This is a genomic window from Mesorhizobium sp. M1088, from assembly GCF_040318575.1.
GTDB lineage: Bacteria > Pseudomonadota > Alphaproteobacteria > Rhizobiales > Rhizobiaceae > Mesorhizobium.
Map to the genome: position 1 here is coordinate 1 of NZ_JAMYMO010000064.1, position 18,494 is coordinate 18,494.

At 58.0% G+C, this 18,494-nt stretch carries 12 protein-coding genes and 4 pseudogenes; 3 read left to right on the forward strand and 13 right to left on the reverse strand.

The features are described 5' to 3' along the window. Nucleotides 1-1,299: 1,299 nt before the first annotated feature. The 13 genes and pseudogenes from NKH49_RS32850 to NKH49_RS35035 all read right to left on the reverse strand — a co-directional run. Entirely contained in the window at nucleotides 1,300-2,706 is a 1,407-nt protein-coding gene (locus tag NKH49_RS32850; protein WP_352929725.1) for an aminotransferase, read from the reverse strand. 165 nt (nucleotides 2,707-2,871) lie between these two features. Beyond that, nucleotides 2,872-3,369, reverse strand: a complete 498-nt coding sequence (locus tag NKH49_RS32855) for an Lrp/AsnC family transcriptional regulator (RefSeq protein ID WP_352929728.1) — start codon at nucleotides 3,367-3,369, stop codon at nucleotides 2,872-2,874. 219 nt (nucleotides 3,370-3,588) lie between these two features. Beyond that, a complete protein-coding gene (locus tag NKH49_RS32860; protein ID WP_502907985.1) occupies nucleotides 3,589-5,133 on the reverse strand; it encodes a fumarate hydratase in 1,545 nt (514 codons plus the stop codon). A gap of 5 nt (nucleotides 5,134-5,138) precedes the next feature. Continuing rightward, nucleotides 5,139-6,572, reverse strand: a complete 1,434-nt coding sequence (locus NKH49_RS32865; RefSeq protein WP_352929734.1) for an NAD-dependent succinate-semialdehyde dehydrogenase — start codon at nucleotides 6,570-6,572, stop codon at nucleotides 5,139-5,141. A 203-nt stretch (nucleotides 6,573-6,775) separates the two neighbouring features. Further along, the gene (locus NKH49_RS32870; protein WP_352929755.1) at nucleotides 6,776-7,702 is read right to left on the reverse strand and encodes a LysR family transcriptional regulator; all 927 of its coding nucleotides are present in this window, start codon (nucleotides 7,700-7,702) and stop codon (nucleotides 6,776-6,778) included. 126 nt (nucleotides 7,703-7,828) lie between these two features. Further along, entirely contained in the window at nucleotides 7,829-8,731 is a 903-nt protein-coding gene (locus NKH49_RS32875) for an HpcH/HpaI aldolase/citrate lyase family protein (RefSeq protein ID WP_352929737.1), read from the reverse strand. Nucleotides 8,732-8,864: 133 nt separating this feature from the next. Then, nucleotides 8,865-10,016: a CaiB/BaiF CoA transferase family protein gene (locus NKH49_RS32880; protein WP_352929740.1), complete on the reverse strand. Its 1,152-nt coding sequence runs from the start codon at nucleotides 10,014-10,016 to the stop codon at nucleotides 8,865-8,867. 15 nt (nucleotides 10,017-10,031) lie between these two features. Then, nucleotides 10,032-11,285: a methylaspartate ammonia-lyase gene (locus NKH49_RS32885; protein WP_352929757.1), complete on the reverse strand. Its 1,254-nt coding sequence runs from the start codon at nucleotides 11,283-11,285 to the stop codon at nucleotides 10,032-10,034. Nucleotides 11,286-11,357: 72 nt separating this feature from the next. After that, the gene (locus tag NKH49_RS32890) at nucleotides 11,358-12,353 is read right to left on the reverse strand and encodes a succinylglutamate desuccinylase/aspartoacylase family protein (protein WP_352929743.1); all 996 of its coding nucleotides are present in this window, start codon (nucleotides 12,351-12,353) and stop codon (nucleotides 11,358-11,360) included. Between the two features lie 534 nt (nucleotides 12,354-12,887). Continuing rightward, on the reverse strand, nucleotides 12,888-14,669 hold the full coding sequence (locus tag NKH49_RS32895; protein ID WP_352929746.1) for an ABC transporter permease subunit: 1,782 nt from the start codon (nucleotides 14,667-14,669) through the stop codon (nucleotides 12,888-12,890). A gap of 22 nt (nucleotides 14,670-14,691) precedes the next feature. Beyond that, nucleotides 14,692-15,690, reverse strand: coding sequence for an ABC transporter ATP-binding protein (locus NKH49_RS32900; protein WP_502907986.1), 999 nt, complete (start codon nucleotides 15,688-15,690; stop codon nucleotides 14,692-14,694). Between the two features lie 258 nt (nucleotides 15,691-15,948). Then, on the reverse strand, nucleotides 15,949-17,043 hold the full coding sequence (locus tag NKH49_RS32905) for an ABC transporter substrate-binding protein (protein ID WP_352929752.1): 1,095 nt from the start codon (nucleotides 17,041-17,043) through the stop codon (nucleotides 15,949-15,951). A 163-nt stretch (nucleotides 17,044-17,206) separates the two neighbouring features. Beyond that, a pseudogene (locus tag NKH49_RS35035) lies at nucleotides 17,207-17,368 on the reverse strand (IS481 family transposase); the annotation flags it as partial. Here NKH49_RS35035 and NKH49_RS32915 point away from each other — a divergent pair. The 3 pseudogenes from NKH49_RS32915 to NKH49_RS32925 all read left to right on the forward strand — a co-directional run. Next, nucleotides 17,369-17,512, forward strand: a pseudogene (locus tag NKH49_RS32915) (TniB family NTP-binding protein); the annotation flags it as partial. It lies immediately after the preceding pseudogene. A 159-nt stretch (nucleotides 17,513-17,671) separates the two neighbouring features. Beyond that, a pseudogene (locus NKH49_RS32920) lies at nucleotides 17,672-17,827 on the forward strand (dipeptide epimerase); the annotation flags it as partial. A gap of 4 nt (nucleotides 17,828-17,831) precedes the next feature. Next, a pseudogene (locus NKH49_RS32925) lies at nucleotides 17,832-18,393 on the forward strand (aminotransferase class IV); the annotation flags it as partial. Between the last annotated feature and the right edge of the window lie 101 nt (nucleotides 18,394-18,494).

Below are 18,494 nucleotides of genomic sequence, written 5' to 3' on the forward strand. Positions count from 1 at the left end.
GGAAAAACCGTCCGGTAATTGATCGGAATGCTGTCCGGCTTCAAATCGGAATGCCGTCCGGATTTTGATCGGAATCCCGTCCGGTCATTCCCTGGAATCCGCAGCCGGGGCGAAACTGACGGGAAAAGCGGCGCTGGATCCCTGGTTGATAGGCGCGGGTGTCACCTACCGCTTCTGATAGCGAAAGGCGAAGCGGCTTGCTGACCGCCGAGCTGAATGTAAGGGCGCCTAGAATAGTGCGCCCTTACGCCGGTCAGTCGTGGGCAAGAGGCCGTCACGCAACCTTCTACCCGGTCCTCGAAACCGCGCAGCAACAGCTCGTGAGGTCTTAACGCGTCAGGGAGTCGATCTCGTAGCCGCCATTACCTCGCACCTTCCGTCGAGCCTCTCCCTCAAGACACAGTAGCGCAGGTCGTGCATTGCATGCAGGTCCCGGCGAAGTCCTCGTAAACGTCTGGTGTAATCAGCTGGATCATCAAAGCCTCCTCGGAGGGGAAAATTCCCCGGAAGGGGAAGCTTCGTGCTGGCGCAGCCTGTCCAGTTGCATAGGTCAGAAACGTTAGCGATGCGAGGAGTTCGAACTGGCGAGACGCGCAACCAACTGGCTTCTGATCCCTTACGCCGAGCTTCCCGCGGGCGTTATCGAGAGGAGACGCGGCCGTGCACCGCGTGATCCCAAGGATGCAGCAGATCTCCCAGGCCGTGCTGCCCATTGCAGGCACTCGTATTCGCGCGCCGCCAAAGGCACCCCGTCGACGATCCGTTCAGCGGACAGTTTTCGCCGGACAAAAATGTGCAACAGGTCGCAACGTATGGGAGATGGTCGTTATAACGGTCCGCGACGAGGAAATGCTGTTCGCGCCTGTCAGCGCCAAAGGGTCAAACCGCAAAATTGCCCTGGAGAACGATGATTGGGATCGTCACACCAGGAAATGCCAAACTGGGCCGCTTCGTCAAAGACCCTCGGCTCAGCTTCTGATGACTCATACCCGGTAGTGCAGAGCCCCACCGAATGGGCATCCGCCGAAGCGGGCACGCACGATAACGGGATCGACGCGCTGGTACTGGTGCTCAAGACAACGTGCTGTTGCTTGCAGGTGGCAGGTGCTCGACATCAAGCGTTTCAATATTGATCATACTGTTCTTCTCAATATCCATTTACTGGCGAGATGCAGTGGACCTGCAACGCCTCAGAAATGCGCCCTGCCGGCGGGGAGGTGCACCGGCAGGGCTCGCCGCCCGCAGCCAAATGGGAGGACCGGCAGCAGCGGCAAAAATGCTGGTTGGCGCCCGCAAGAATTATACTGCGCCTTCTGCCTTCAAAGCGCGTAACGTCGTGTCAACTGATCTCGCCGTGGCGTCGACGATGATGTCCACCTGGTCCCTGGTGATGATCAGTGGCGGGGCAAAGCCGAGGATATCGGCCTGCGGCATGGCCCGGCCGATGACCCCATTCTCAAGCAGAGCAGCGGCGGCACGCGCTCCGACCTGCAGTTCGGGCTCAAAAGGTACGCGCGCTTTGGGGTCCCGCATCATCTCTACGGCGGACAGGATCCCGACGCCGCGAACTTCGCCGACGATAGGATGTCCCTCCAATTCGGCTTTCATGCGGGAAAGCCAATAGGGCCCGACATCCTGGACATGTTCCAGGATGTTTCTTTCCTTAAGGACTTTGATGTTGGCGAGTGCGGCCGCCGCGCAAAGCGTATGACCAGAATATGTCCAGCCATGGCCCAGAGCTCCGTGCTTCTCCGTTCCTTCTTCCAGGACCTTCCAGACGCGGTCGCCGATAATTGACCCGGAGATGGGAAGGTAGGCGGAACTGACGCCCTTTGCGATGGTGACGAAATCCGGGCGCATGCCATAGAGGTGGGAACCGAATTTCTCACCGGTTCGCGCGAAGCCACAAACCACTTCATCGGCGATCAAAAGGATATCGTACTTGACCAGTACCTCTTGAATGGCCGTCCAGTACCCTTTTGAGGGCGGAACGATGCCGCCGGTCCCAAGTGCCGGTTCTGCGATAAAGGCTGCAACCGTATCCGGGCCCTCAGCAAGAATAAGGGCTTCAAGTTCGTCGGCGCAGCGCTTGGAGAAGGCTTCTTCAGTTTCGTTCTCATGCGCCTGGCGATAGTAATGTGGCGCCGTTGTATGGCGCACCAAATTCAACGGCAGGTCGAAAAACTTGTGAAAGAACGGAAGGCCCGTCAGGCTACCGGTGACCAACCCGGAACCGTGATAACCGCGATGTCGCGAGATGATCTTCTTCTTTTCAGGGCGACCGAGGATGTTGTTGTAGTACCAGACGAGCTTGATGTTGGTTTCGTTGGCATCGGAACCAGACAGGCCAAAATACACCCTTCGCATGTTCTGCCCGAAATATTCGACCACTGCCTCCGCCAAACGGGCAACAGGTTCCGTGCCTTGGCTGGCATAGACATGAGCAAACGGCAGTTCATGTGCTTGCTTGGCAATGGCATCAGCGATCTCTGTGCATCCATATCCCATGTTGACGCAGTAGAGCCCGCCGAAACCGTCGAGGCTCTTTCGGCCTTCAGTATCCCAGATGTAGACGCCCTCCGCTCCGGCCATGATCCGGTTTGGCGTCTCGCCGCGACTGTGCTTTGCCAAGTGCGTCGACGGATGAAAGACAAAGCTCCGATCCATCTCTTGAACTTGCGCTGTTCCCAGATTGGTTAGGCTCATCGCCCCTCTCCTCTTCATCGCTCTGCGGAAAACACTCGGTCAGCCGCTCGTCAAGGTGTGATTATACCGACGGACACACCTCGGCTTCCACGGGAATGCGCATCCTCGACCGACGAATGCACGGAACTTGCGTCAATCTCCGTGGAAAACACCGGCTGCGGGAACTCACCGTTGTCTTGAAGCCGACAAGGGGATCGGCGAATTGGATTTCACGGATTTGGTCACGATAAGGCTATAGTATTGATCGATCCCGAGGCCTACCTGCAGCAGGCCTTCCATAAATTCCTGATACGCAGCCATAGAAGGTGCTGCTACGCGCATCAGGTAATCGATCCGCCCGCCGATAGCCCAGCAGTCCAAAACTTCGGGGATGGCATGAATCGCGGTCTCAAAATGTCGTTGGTCCTCGAGACGGTGACGATCCAGAACGACCTCCACCATGACGAAGATCACGCCCCCGGTGAGGGATGGACTGAGCCGTGCATAATACCCTTCAATAGCCCCTCCAGTTTCGAGTATGCGGAGCCGCTCCGAGCAAGCCGACGCCGAGAGATGAACGCGTTTCGCAAGCTCGCTTTTCGATATCCGACCGTCTGCTTGCAGCTCGGACAGAATCCGAAGGTCCCAAGCGTCCAGGCGTACTGTGTTGAGTTTCGACTTCATGGCCTTGCCGGCTGAATTACGGCTTTACGTTTAGGCTGCTTTTGGGTCTGCGCCAATTGCCTCGATGGCGCGGCGTGCCAACTCAGCGTTGCGTTACTCGCAGGCGGTGCAGGCGTGGGCATGGCTCATTCGTACAGTTGACCAAACGAAGCGTCCAGCCTTCTCGTTGCTCTTCGAAGTGGATGGATTTAGGCAGGAGGGATCGTCTGACGGGAATATTCAAACGCCGATGTTGCGCGCGATGCTGTCGGCCGCCATCCGCTTGCGCCACTCAATCGGACCGGAATTGTGGATTGAGTTTCCCTCAACATCAACAGCCATGATCACCGGCATGTCCTGAACCTCGAATTCATACATGGCTTCCATCCCCAGGTCTTCAAAGGCAACGATCCGTGCCGCCTTGATCGATTTTGAAATCAGGTACGCAGCGCCACCCACTGCGATGAGATAGGGTGTTTTGTGTCTGACAATCGACTCGATGGCCGCCGGCCCTCTCTCCGCTTTGCCCACCATCGCATATAGCCCGGCCTCGGCCAGCATCTTTTCAATAAAACCGTCCATGCGGCTGGAGGTTGTCGGGCCAGCCGGCCCGACCACCTCATCCCTCACGGCGCGGACTGGTCCGACGTAGTAGATCACGCGTCCCCGCAGATCGACTGGGAGCGGCTTGCCGGCATCGATCAAATCGACCATTCGCTTGTGGGCGGCGTCACGGCCCGTCAGCATCTTTCCGGACAAAAGAAGGGTTTCACCGCAGCACCACGATGCCATCTCTTCCTTCGTCAGCCCATCGAGATTGACCCGACGGACGCCGGTTGTGTGCAAATCGTCATGACCGATCTGGGGCCATTCGGAAATGTCGGGCGGTTCAAGCGTGACGGGTCCCGAGCCATCCAAGGTAAACTTCAGGTGCCGGTTCGCGGCGCATTGCGGGATAAGTGCCACAGGCTTGGACGCCACATGGGTAGGATAAGTCGCAACCTTGACGTCAACCACTGTCGTCAGACCCCCAAGGCCTTGGGCGCCGATGCCCAGCGCGTTAATCCGCTCATAAAGCTCAATCCGCAGTGCCTCCTCCGGGCTTGACGGCCCCCTAGCGATTAGTTCCGACATGTCGATTGGCTCGTTCATGGCCTCCTTGGCCAGCAGCATCGCCTTTTCAGCGCTACCACCGATGCCGACCGAGATCAGGCCGGGCGGGCACCATCCGCTGCCAAGGGTCGAAACGGTGTCGACCACCCAGTCGGCGACGGACGCGCTGGGGTTAAGGGTGGTGAAACGCGCCTTGTTTTCCGATCCGCCCCCCTTTGCGGCGATGGTGATCTCAATCTGGTTGCCTTGCACAAGGTCGACGTGGATGACAGCTGGCGTGTTGTCACGCGTGTTCACCCGCCCGGCAAGCGGATCCGAGACGATCGATGGTCGAAGGGGATTGTCGGGGTCGAGATAGGCTTGCCGGACGCCCTCATTCACGATGTCGGCGAAACTGGCCGTTGACTCGATGCGGACGCCCATGCCGACCTTGGCGAAAACCACCACAAGACCGGTGTCCTGGCAGATCGGGCGCCGTCCGAAGGCCGCCATGCGGGAGTTCAGCAAAATCTGCCCGATGGCGTTCTTCGCCGCCGGGCTCTGCTCGCGCGCGTATGCTTGCGAAAGGTATCGGATGTAGTCGGGGGGATGGTAGTACGAGATGTACTGAAGGGCGTCGGCGACGCTCTTTGTAATATCTTTGCCGGCAATGGTCCGTGTTTTTTTATTCACCAATCTCATCCGAATGACCCAAGCCCGTTGACCAGTTTCAGGCTTTGGAAGCTCCGCAGCCCCTGCTCGCCCCCCTCATATCCATAGCCGCTCTGTTTGACGCCCCCATATGGTGCATCTGCGGAAACCCCTTTCAGGTAGTTTACACTGACAGCGCCAGCCGAAACACCGCCGATCAGCGCCCGTTTCGCATCGGCGGTGCCGGTGAAGAAGTAGGCAGCCAAGCCATACTCAGTGGCGTTGGCTTCTTCGATCGCCTCCTCGATCGTGTCGAACGGCGTTACGGTGAGGATCGGCCCGAACGGCTCGTCATGAAGCACTCTCGCATCCTTTGGCACCCCTGTCAGGATAGTTGGCGGCCAGTAAAAACCCGGCTGGTCGAGGCGGGTGCCACCGGTTTCGATGCGGGCGCCGCGATCGACCGCATCTTTGATCAGACGCTGCATGGCCTCGATTCGCCGCGCGTTTGCCATTGGACCCATCTCCGTTGCCGGGGCGTCCGGTGGACCGATCTTGATCTTGCGGGCGGCTTCCGTCATCCGGGACAGGAATTCCTCGTAGAGGGTCCGCGCGACGAGGATCCTGCTGGGCGCATTGCAGCTTTGACCCGCGCACTCGAACTTGTATTCCGTGATTGCCGGTATGGCTTTTGCCAGGTCGGCATCCTCGCATACAACGACCGGGGAATGCCCACCGAGTTCGAGGATGCACCGCTGCAAGTTATTCGCGGCGAGCTTGGCGAGCTGTTTTCCAACCTCGGTAGAGCCCGTGAAAGTTAAGACCTTGACGATCGGCGAGCTGAGGAGATGCCGGGATATTTGCACCGGAACGCCAAAGACGAGATTGACCACGCCGTCCGGAATACCCGCTTGTCGCAAGGCTTCTACGAAATGGACCGCCGCGCTTGGTGTCTCTTCAGCCCCTTTGAGGATCACCGGGCAGCCTGCCGCCAAAGCAGGGGCGAGCTTGCGGGCGATGAGAACGGCGGGATAGTTCCAAGGCGTAAAGGCAGCAACAACGCCAAGGGGCTCCGGGATTATCATCCGGTTCGGGCCCATCGGGATCGGGGCCGACAGCTCTTCGGCATGGGTGCCATTCCACTCCAGAGTTTCGACAGCGCGCGCGTACTCGCCTGTCGCTTCGGCAATTGTCTTTCCCTGTTCGGCCGACAAATCCTTCGCTGCGTCTCCCACCTTACTGGCAAGGATCCTGGCGGCCGCCACAAGGATCTCGCCGCGCTCTTTTGCAGGTCGTGAGGACCAAGCCTTGCGCCTTCGCTCTGCAGAAGCGAGGGCCTCATCCAGATCCGACGCTGAAGCCGCCGCCGCCGAGCCAAATACCTTCTCTGTCGCCGGGTTGGTTACCGGCAGAGTAATTCCGTCACTGCCGGCTCGCCACCTGCCATTGATGAAAAGCTGATAGCTCGTGGCGTTGGACATCGCATGCTCCGCTTGACTGAATTCTTGCCAGTGCGAGACCAGCCGATATCCGGACCATGGGCTCGCTTCTCTGCAGTTTCATCGCGATGGTCACGCCCGGTCAAATATGGAATATCGACCAAAACCATCTCGAATACAGATTGATACGGCTCAGGCAGTCGCGGAGGAGCGGTAGCACCCGGAACTTGGTTTGAAGGATGCGCCTAATCCCGGTCCGGAGCCGTGGCCGACCAGTGCCTGCTCTCAATCAATGTCCTGACGACCTTGGGGATCAGCTTGCGGACCGCAGAAACGGCTGGAGAGCGGTCGTCTTTCGGGTTGACGGCAAGCACGACGGAACGGGAGATCACTGGATCAATGATTTTAACCGTCCGGACCTGGCCTTGAGACGCTTCTTTCTGAATGGCTGACGGGGTAAGAATAGAATAGGCCTTTCCTTCCATGACCATATTGATGATCGTAGAAAGGGAGTCGACTTCGAATCTGACGTCCAGCACACAACCGTGTTGCGCAACGACATCAGCCACCGACCGCCTGACATTGTTGTTGCGCATTGGAACCGCCAGCGGGAACGCATACAAGTCGGCGAGCGGTATCGACTCTTCGAAAGGCGGTTCACCCGGCGGCACCACCAAACAAAATTCTTCGCGGGCCAGCACCGTCATTTGCCCCACACTCTCGGCAGTGCGATAAAGGACAGCCAGATTGAAGCGGCCAGCAGCCATCCACTCCTCCAGCGGTCCCGTCATGCCCTCAATCATCTTAAGCGAAATCCTCGGCAATTCGCTTCTTACCAATTCAAGCAGGGGACCGCTAAGGACGCGAGCGGCTCCGGACGGAATGCCAATGGTCACCTCTCCGGAAGGAGCAGCCACCGAATTGGTCAGTTCGGCCTCAGTGAGCTGAATTTCCTTCAGAATGATCCGCGCCCGCTCAAGCAGCTTGTCCCCGGACGCCGTGAGGCTGACACCGGTCCTATCGCGAACCAGAAGCTGGGTACCGAATCCTTCCTCCAGTTGACGCACATGCAGGCTTAGAGCGCTTTGAGCAACGTTGAGGGTCGCAGCTGCCTTCGTGAAACTGCCGGCTTCGACGATGCCGACAAAGTATCTTAACTGCCTGATGTCCACGATGAACAAATCCAACCGGGGCATGATCCCCAGTGCTTTCACACCTATCTCGAAACGAGATGGCCGGCAAGTCACAAAACTGTTGCACCAGTTCGAAAACAGCCTGTCCGGCCGCTGATTAATGGCTCAGTTATTGCTGGCGAAAGCCAGGATCTCGTGGGCGCGCCGCACCACTGGCGGATCAACCATCTTACCATTCAACGAGAATGCAGACAGTCCCCGCGTGGCGGCATCATTTTCCGCTGCGACGATACTATGGGCCCACTCGAGTTCCGGTGCGCTTGGCGAGAAAGCTTCATTGAATATAGCCACCTGAGTCGGATGGATCGCCAAAGCTCCGGCGAAGCCAAGCCGCCGCGCATGCGCCGCGGCTTCTCGAAGTTTATCAGTGTCCGAGAACTCGCCGATGCTTCCTATGAAGCCCAGCGGGAGCAACCCGGCCGCACGGGCGGCAAACAGAACAGAAAGGTTCGGCGTCAACAGAAGGTCGAATTCGGGGGCGCCGCCAACAGCGGCGCTAAAGTCTTCAGGACCAAGCGCCATTGCGACCATCCTTGGATGCGCCGATGCGATGGCCGCGAGTCTATGCAAGGCGCCGGGTGTCTCGATCTGGGCAAGGAACCGGATGCGTCCCTGAGCAAGATTTCTTTCTCGTTCAAGGTCCGATACCGCATTCGCGATCTCTAATACCCACTCTGCCGAATCGGTCTTGGGCAGAACAAGTGCGTCAACACCCGCCATCACGGCTGCGTCGATATCGGCAGCCAAGGCGCGCAAACCACGATTCACGCGGACCAAAACAGATGCGCCCTTCCGGCCCACCTTTGCGACGGACGCAGGAAGCTGCCGCCGTGCCTCGCCCTTTTGATCCTGGGGAACGGAGTCTTCGAGATCTAGTATAACGCCATCTGCTCCGCGCTCATGAGCCGCCTCCACAAAGCGCGGAACGTGAGCGGGAACGAAGAGCAGGGATCTCCACCGGGGTACAGACATCGCGCTTTCAACAGCCGGAACGGTGTCCTTGATCATGGAGACGCCTTTGCGGTCGATTTTAGCGAGGGCGGTGGCAGTGAACTTGCTGGGCGGCCGATGCGCTGAGATGGCCCGAAGTATGCATGCTCTCTGTAAGTCGCAAGCGCACTCACCTTACCGAGACGCGCGCTCACGCTGACGCGGCTTTTGTGCGCAAGCCTGCTAGAACCTCCTCGCGGACAGCCTCGGTATGAGCGCCAAGAGCCGGCACCGGGCGCAGCGAGGGGCGCTCAGAGTTGAAGATCGCCGCTGGCGCTATCGTCTCTACAGTTCCTTCAGGTGTGGCTACCTCAACCCTGCGAACGTGGGGATGATTTGAAACATCCGCCACTTCGTTCAGTCGGCCATATGCCAAGCCGGCGGCCTCAAGCTCCTGCATTGCTTCCTGGCAGGACAGTTCTGAAAAACGCCGTTCAATGATCTCGTCAAGTTGCGCACGGTGACCGAGACGCTCCATATTGTCAGCAAAACTAGATGCGCGTGTGAGCGCCGGCTGCTTCAGGAACTTCTCGCAGAAATTCACCCATTCACGGTCATTCTGAACCGAAAAGATGACCTCTTTGCCGTCGGCGCAACAATATGCGCCATACGGCGCCAGCGACGGGTGTTTCACGCCCGCGCGTACTGTGTGATAGCCGCTGTAGTCATGTTGTAGAACCGGAACATTCATCCAGTCTGCGACGGCATCGAACAGTGACACCTGGATGCTGTTCCCTTCGCCGGTGACCTCGCGGTGATACAGCGCCTGAAGAATGGCACTATGCGCCGTCATGCCTGCCGAGATGTCGCAAACCGAGACCCCTACACGCGCGGGCCCTTGTTGGGTGCCGGTGATCGCACATAAACCTGTTTCAGCCTGGACGATGAGATCATAAGCCTTCAAATGGGAATACGGCCCTTTCTCCCCGAAACCAGAGATGTCGCAGGTGATCAGCCGCGGAAAGCGTCGACGGAGATCAGCAGACGCGAAACCCAGTTTTTCGATGCTGCCCGGCTTCAGATTCTGGATAAAGACGTCAGCACTGGCAATGAGCGTGTCGAGGACGGCGCGATCCGGCTCCAACCTCAGGTCCAGACAGACCGACTCCTTACCCCGGTTGAGCCAGACGAAGTAAGCGCTCTGTCCCCGCACGAGCTTGTCATAGTTTCGGGCAAAGTCCCCTTCGGGCCTTTCGACCTTGATGACCCGGGCGCCGGCGTCAGCAAGACGGGACGATGCATACGGCGCGGCCACGGCCTGCTCCACGGCTACGACAGTGATCCCCTCAAGAGAGTTCTGCATGCGACACCGTGCTCTTCATTCAACGTTTTCAGATTGAACCCGACGACGGTTGAGCATCGCCAGCAACCGGTTTTGTTCATTCCCAACGATGGAAAATGCCTCGTCGACACCCATTCCGGGCTTTGCGAGCATCATGTCGGCCTGGGTTGCCACCGATACGTGGACCGAAGCCTGGGCGGAGAGATCTGTCTCGGTACAGCTTCCCCCGACATAAGCTCCGACCTTGTTTTCCTTGCAGATGAGAACTGCGCGCGCCGTATCGGCAATTGAGCCGACATCGGGCGTCTTGATTTGGACCAGATGCGCGGCCTTGGCTTCGGCAAATAGCCGAACATCCTCGAGCGTATTGCACCTCTCGTCTACGACAATGCGAGCGCTGGAACCCCGGTTGTCCAAAATCGATACGATCTTGGCGTAGTTCTCAATTTGAGCTAGCGTCGAGCCAAAATCCGCCGGGGACTCGATGTTGAGCGTAAAGTCGGGGACGGTATCTGAAACCCTGCAAATAAAGTCGGCGATCCGTTGCGGCTCCAGGCCAATTTCCTGGCCGATCCAGCCATACACATCGAAATGCAGGACCGGATGATATCCCGGGCGGCCGAGTTCGCGCGTGCGCGTTGCAACCCATTTGACGAACTCCAGGAATGTCTGGCCGCCTTGGCCGAATTTCTGCCGTGAGTTGATCAGGCCGTGGGGAAGCACATCCACCGCTTTCAGGATCATTTTGTCCACGTTGATCTCGCGAGCGTCACCGCTTTGGCAGTAAAGCGGGACCCTGCGCGTCGGCAGCGACAGGTCAAATTCCGTGCAGATGACCTCCGCCATCGTCGTACGTTGAAGATGAGCCGCTGCGCGAAGGAGCGCCTGACTGACGCCATACTCAATCGCGAGAGGTAACCGCTTGTGTTCGAAAGGCTCGAGAACCGTCGCGCAGGCATCAAGGTAAAGAGAAGCATCGGCGTCAAGAAGCCGTGGCGTCACAACGCGCGACGTCAAATCCGAGATTTGAGCAGTTTCAAACACAGGATCACGTCCGCCGGCACCAGAGTACTGGACGTTCATCATGTCGCCCCAAACTACGGTTTCGTCGGCAAGGACCAGCCCAACACTGAGCGAAGATGCTGGAATGCGAATCGAATTGAACCCAGGCGTTTTCGGTTCACCGACATAGATGAAGCCGTCCTGGGTCGCGCCCGACCTGATGGCAGCCTGATCGTCATAGAAGAATGCGCCGTTGCCGGGCGCAAGGAGGACGTCTTTGATCTGCAATCCGGTCACTCGATTCATCCTGACGGGATTCGTTCCGCTACTGGCACGCGAGGCGCTAGCTGCACCTGATACTTAGGTCTTCAGCGGCCGCGCAAGGAACGCTACCACTTTGTTGGCGTCGACATGCGCCCCCGATGCCATGGCCAAGACGATGGACGTTTCAGGCGCGCGGATTTCAATGGACTCAGCGGACAGCGAATCTATCGAATGCAGGATACCTATGAGATCTCCCTGCTTCACTTCATCCAGCACCGAGCAGCGAGGTTCGAAGATGCCCGGCGCAGGCGATTTCAACTCATCGGACGGACGCGTTTCGAGCGTTTGGCCGAACTTCTGTTGACGGAAAATTGGATACTCGGCCTTTCCCTCGACCAGCCCAAGCGCGATGAGTGCGTTGCGCACTCCAGCCTCGTAGATCGCCAGATTGTCCGCGCCGACCGTGCCGCCGCCGAATTCAGTGCAAACAAATACCTTGCCCTGGTTTTGGGCCGTGATATCAAACATTCCAGCCGTGTCGTTGTGTTGCCAGACCAATGTCAAAGGCAATTTGAACGCTTCCGCCATTCTCACCGTCCTGGCCATGAGATCGGGATCGGCAATGGGGTGCGTCGTGGCCGCCGGTGGAAAATCCCACGTTGGTCCGAAGCTGTGCAGGTCAAATACGGTGTCGGCCATTGGCAACAATACGCGCGAAACCGCATCCGCGATTCGTTGTGTCACTGACCCGTCGGCGCGCCCCGGAAACACGCGATTGAGGTTCAACCCGTCGAGCGGAGTATTGCGGCTCCAGGCCTGCACACCCAATGGATTGAGCACCGGTAGGACGATGACTCGTCCACAGGTTTGCGCTTCTGGCAGCCACTTAATGAGCCGTCGCGCAACGATTGGGCCCTCCAATTCATCGCCATGATTTCCACCGGTGACAAGAAGGCGCGGTCCTTCCCCTTTATTGAGGCTGACGACCGGAAGCGAAAGAGCTTCGCAGTCGGCGCCTTTGGGAACAACAAGATGTCCCGTGCTCACCCCGGGCGTTTCGAAATCGAACGTAAGGTGGGGCGCTTCGCTCATTGGTCAGGATCCTTATTGTACAGAAATTGCTTCACTACTCCTCCGCAGACTGTGCAACCTTGCGCGCGAAGGACGACGACAGTTGGCAAGTTACATGTGTTTGGTTGAGAACCCCGGACGCTTATCCTCCTGGGGCTTCAGCCGTTCGAACGCCGCCGAGGCCAGCGCCTGCGGTTTAACAAATATGCTCATCGTCTCCTCTGCGTCTCGTCCGCTTGGCCATTGTTTTGTTACGCGGTTTGTGAATGGATTTTCAATTGCCAAAGGGCGTGCGTCAAATTCAGTGTGTGTATTGAGGTCATCTGGTTCCAAGATAGACGCAGGCCGGCATAAAACCGAATTGTCGTCGGGATATCGCCGGTCTGTGGTACGCAGCAGCTCATCGTCTCGTCATGCGTAGGAATATAGAAATAGCTCTGCACTCTGCACCGTCCTAGGCAGCAATCCCGTCATGCCAAATACGCGAGCGTCTTTATCCATAGCATCGCACGACATGAGGTTGCTGTTGGGCGAATGCCTGCTAAAGGCCGGTGCTCAAGTCGCCGGATCTACGAGCAGGCGCTGAGCGCTCGGGCTCGATCGCCACCACGTGATATAGAGCACGATTAGCGAGAGGACGGGCATGAGTATTAGTAGCGACGACACTGCAGCAATTGTCGGGTCGATCTGATGGCGAATGTCCTCCCACATCTTCAGCGGGAGGGTGCGGATCGCGAGTCCTCCTACCAGCGATGTAACGACGATCTCATCGAAGGAGCTGAGGAACGCGAACACGGCACCGCCGATTATGCCCGGCCGGATCAGCGGTAGCGTTACCCTTACAAAGGTCTGCCACGGCCCGGCCCGCATGCTCTTCGCCGCCTGCTCCAGCCGCTGGTCAAAATTCGCCAGCGTAGCAGCGACGATCACGACGACATAGCCGATAGCGCCGATGCTATGCGCCAGGACGATGCCGGTCATTGAGCCGAGCAGTCCGAGTTTGAGCAGCCCGAGATAGGCCGCGATACCAACGACGATAACCGGAAAGGTGATCGGCGTCAGGATAACCAAGGTCAGGAAGCTGCGCAGCCGCGGAAGGGTGCGGTTGATGCCGTAGGCCGCAAGCGTGCCGACGATGGTTGATAGGATGGCAACCACAACGCCGATCTGTATGCTGACCCAGGCGGCGTCGTACCAGGATGGATCGCCAAAGAAGGAGCGGTACCACTGCAGTGAAAGGCCGGAGGGCGGGAATTCCAAAAACCTCCCCGCGCTAAACGACATGATGACGACCAGGAGTTCCGGAAACAGCAGGTAGAACATGACTAGCACTACGAACACCGTGCCGACGATGTTCGACCAGCGGCTGTCACTGCCGGCTTGGTAGAGTTGTGCCGTCCAGCGCTTCGCCCGAAGGGGAGTGAGAAGGTCGCCCAGATAGCGTTTCACCACGGCGAATGAAGGCAGCCGACTCCGCCAAGAATTCCGCGTCGATTGCGCCGTGCGGCCCGATGTACCGGAAAGATCGAGACCGAACATCGAGAGCACGACAACGGCGACCGCCAGGAGGATAAAGGCCGCGGCGGCAACGCGCGCCATATTAAAGGACGTCTGGAACTGCGACGCGATGAAGGTTGACAGCATGGCGTCTCCCAACCCGCCGAGGGCGGCCGGCGTAATGTAAAAGCCGAGGCAGATCACGAAGACCAATAGCGAGCCACTGCGCACGCCCGGAAGGCTGAGCGGGAAAAACACTCGCCAGAAAGCGGTGAACGGCCGTGCACCCATGCTGCGCCCCGCTGCCATAAGCGACCTGTCGATACCCATCATCACGCTGACCAGAGGCAAGATCATCATGGGCAGCATAATGTGCACCATGCCGATATAGACGGCCATGCGGTTGTAGATTAGGGGCAGCGGACTGGAAATAAGCCCGAGGTCGAGTAATAGATTGTTGATCAGGCCGCGATCGCCAAGGATCACGATCCATGCATAGGTCCGTGCCAATCCACTGGTCAGATAGGGAATGATGACGAGCACGATGAGTCCCATGCGCAGGTGCTTCGAGGCGGCCACGATCAGATAGGCCATCGGATAGCCGATGAGGAGGCAGATTGCCGTAGCCACGGCGCTAATCTCGATCGTCTGGTAGAGCACGCGGACATTCGCCCGCTGTCCGAAAAACATCTCATAGTTGGCGAGCGAGAAGGCCGGCGCATTGAGGCTAGTCAGGAACAGGAGGATGATCGGTATCCCGAATACTACGAGTAGGACGGCGAAGGCCGGCACAGTGAGCACGATGGGCATTCGGCCCAGTTTCTGAAAAAACATCTTCATCCTGCGTTCCCCTCTCAACGCCTCACGCCGCGACGAAGCGGACGTCCGAACGCAGCCAGTCGAGGCGTACCTCGTCGCCGGGACGGAAGACCTGTTGTCCCGAGGCAGCATGCTCGCGCACGACGAGCAGATTGTTTCCGGCGCGCAGATGGTATTTCCGCAACGGACCGCAGTAGATCATGTCTTCGACGATGCCGGTGACGAACTGTCGTTGATCCGCATCGGCGCGCTTCGGCGCCGCGGTAGCAGCGACGAAGATTCGCTCCGGACGGATCATGGGCACGGTACCAGACGGCGGCGTGGCATCGGATTCGACCTTGAAACCAGGATTTTCGAGGATGTTGGCCTCTCCCAAAAATTTTGCCACGAAGCATGTTGCCGGCCGGTCATAGAGCGCCTCCGGCGTGTCGGTCTGCTCGATCCGCCCGGCGCGCATGACGACAATGCGGTCCGATAGTGTGAGCGCCTCCTCCTGGTCATGCGTGACACAGATGGTGGTGATGCCGAACTCTTTGTGCAGGCTCTTCATCTCGATCTGCATCTGCTCACGAAGGTTACGGTCGAGCGCGCCGAGCGGCTCGTCCAGCAAGAGGAACGGCGGATCAGCGATCAGCGCTCGGGCAAGTGCCACGCGCTGCTGCTGACCGCCGCTCAGTTGCGAGGGCATGCGGGAGCCAAAGTCCTGCAGGTGCACGCGCTCAAGCATGCGCTCTACCCGCTGTGCCCTTTCGGCCGCCTTTATTCCACGCATTTCGAGAGGAAATTCGAGGTTCCGGCGCACCGTGAGGTGCGGAAATAGCGCGTAGCTCTGGAAAACGATGCCCTGGTCGCGCCGGTAAGACGGCACTGAGGCGACCGACTTGCCAGCAATGAGGATGTCTCCTTTACTGGGCGCTACGAACCCGGCGAGCAGCATCAGCGCTGTGGTCTTGCCCGAACCGCTTGGACCGAGAATGGTCAAGAACTCGCCGCGACGAACTTTTAGTGACAAGTCTTTGACGGCTGCGACCGCCCCATACATTTTGGTGACGCTGCAGAATTCAATCTGCGCAGGAACCCGACTTTTCTCCAATGCTTCTTCCTCGGCAGTTGGCAGTGTGGTGCTTTTAATATGCAAGGTCACAATTGATGCTCCAGTACGACCGGTACACGGCTGCGGAGACGAACTGCTTCCAGGAAGCGAGGGCGTCGGTCAAAGCGGCTCCATCCAGATTACAGAGGTCGGGAAGGCGACGGACTGGTCCGTCGCCGCCTTCACCACCTCTCGGTTGATCCGCGACTACTGAAGAACCCACTCGTTCCAACGCTGGATAAGCCGCTCCACGTTTGTCATGCCGCCTGATCCCGCCTCAGCGTACCACTTGGCGTCCATTACTATGCTAGACCCCAGGTAATCAGGGTGGCTGGCGAGTTTTCGACCGAGATCTTGTGATATCAGTTTAAACGCATTTCGGTTCGCTGGGCCGTAAGGGATAAGCTGTACAAAGGCGGCCTGCCTATCGGCGCGGGTGATGAACTCAATGAACCTTTGTGCATTCTGCACATTCGGGCTGCCCTTTGGGATGCCCCAACTTTCCCACGTAAGCTTCATCTGGTTGCGATTGATCTCAAGCGGCGCACCTTGGTCGATCAATGAAAGCGCCCGTCCGTCGTAGGACTGCGCCAAGTCGACAGCCTTATCGTGCATCATTTGCTGAATCTCGGATCCGGTCGTCCACCACTTGCGGATATGCGGCTTGATCTTGTCCAGGCTGGCGAAAACTCGATCAATATCCATAGGATAAAAAGCGTCAGCAGGCACACCATGCGCCAGTAGAGCTTCCTCCCACGGGCCATATCCGTACACGCCGGATGCCAACGTGCGAACCCCAGGATACTTGCTGACGTCCCAAAACTCTGCCCAAGAAGTCGGCCGCGGTTTTCCAGCTGGGAACTTCTCGGTGTTGTAGACCATACAGAACGCGTAGACAATCGACCCGACACTGTGCGGAGTCTTGGCGAAGTCCAGTATCGCGTCCATCTCGTCCTTCTTGTAGATTGAGTAATCAATCTCTTCGAGGTTCTCAGGAGCTAGAACAGGTGTGGATGCGTCGAGCGGGATAACGTCAAGCGAAACGCTATTGGTCGACACCATTAGCTCAAGCTTGGCCAAGGGGACTTCGTCGGCGAGCGGGTTCACTTTAATTCCTGTCTCGGCTTCGAATGGTTTTACATAGGCTTCGATACACGCCTGTGCGTATTGGCCACCATTGAGCGCGACATTCAGTTCGCCCGGGGACTGAGCAGCAGCGCGGCGGGACTGGTAAGACATCGCACCTACCGCGATAGCGGATGCCCCATGGATGAAACGTCTGCGGTCTATCGACATGCTCATTGTCTGTTCTCCCTCTATTTTCCCGCCACTGGACGGCCGCTTGGCATATCTTTTTCGGCCGATTGGTGCTTGCATTTGATCATCGCGCGGCGACTTCCGTCAAATGCAGTTTGTATATTATCGTCATCTAGAAGCGAGATGACCCTAATGTTTAGTCCCGGCTTTGATGGGTTGGGTCTAGTCGGAAGTGTTCAGGCTCTTTTTTCCAGATTTGCTGATGAACTGGAAGGTGTGAGGCCTTTTGGGGGTCTTCAGCCTGCGCGCGAAGTTGTAGGCCGAGGTCATAGTGGAAACGCTTGACGGTCGTGTCCTTGATGGTTCGGTTCGTTTGAGCCGGCTCCTCGATCTTCCGCGCGGCACGCGCATGCCTTCGGTCGCAATTTAGGGCGACAGCGGTATGGGCAAGACCATGATCATGAAGCGGTTCCGGGATGAGCACCCGCCAAGCTTCAGTCCGGTGACGGGGACGACGCTGGGTGCCGGAGACTAAGGCTGTATGACTCAGCTTCGAAAGAAAGGAAGCCCATCGTCCCGCGAGATTATTTGTTTCCAGACAAAACAAGAGGGTGAACGAAGCATTATGAAAACGATTGTGAACATGTTGACCACTACGGCGTTGATCTGCTCCACCGCGCTCGGCAACCTTGCGCCCGCCTTCCTGTTGGCGCAGGATGCTCGTTACGGCGATCTCGACGGCCCGCTCTTCCTGGCCAAGGACCGGGAAGCATTCATTCACTACGACGGCTCGCTGATTGAGCCGTCATCAGCATCTCTTTGGGATTAGTTCAATGCGTCACGTCTATGTCAACGGTGATTATCTGCCGGAAACCGAAGCCCGTGTCTCGATCTTTGACCGCGGGTTCCTGTTTGCCGACGGCGTCTACGAGGGTGACGCTGGTCCTCGACGGAAGGCTCGTCGATTTTTCCGGCCATATGGCCCGCCTGCGCCGTTCGCTCGGTGAACTGGATATGCCGTTCTCGCTGACGGAGGAAAACCTGCTGGAAATCCATAGCGAACTGATCGAGCGGAACGAAATCAGCGAGGGCTTGGTCTATCTCCAGGTGACGCGCGGGGCGGCGGACCGCGATTTCATCTTCCCGCAGGAATCGACGCCCAGAACCGTTGTGCTCTTCACGCAGAAGAAGACGATCGTCGACAGCCCACTCGCCGCCCGCGGTCAGCATGTCGTCACGCTGGATGATCTGCGTTGGCGGCGCTGCGACATCAAGACTGTTCAGCTCCTCTATCCATCCATGGCAAAGATGCAGGCCAAAGCCCAGGGGGCCGATGATGCGTGGCTGGTCAAGGACGGGTTTATCACGGAAGGTTCGTCAAACAACGCCTATATGCGTATTCCGGTGATGCCGGACGGCTATTCCAATCTGAAGCCGGACAGGTATTCCGATTTCATGCCGGACACGATTCCGATTTGAAGCCGGACAGTTAGTGT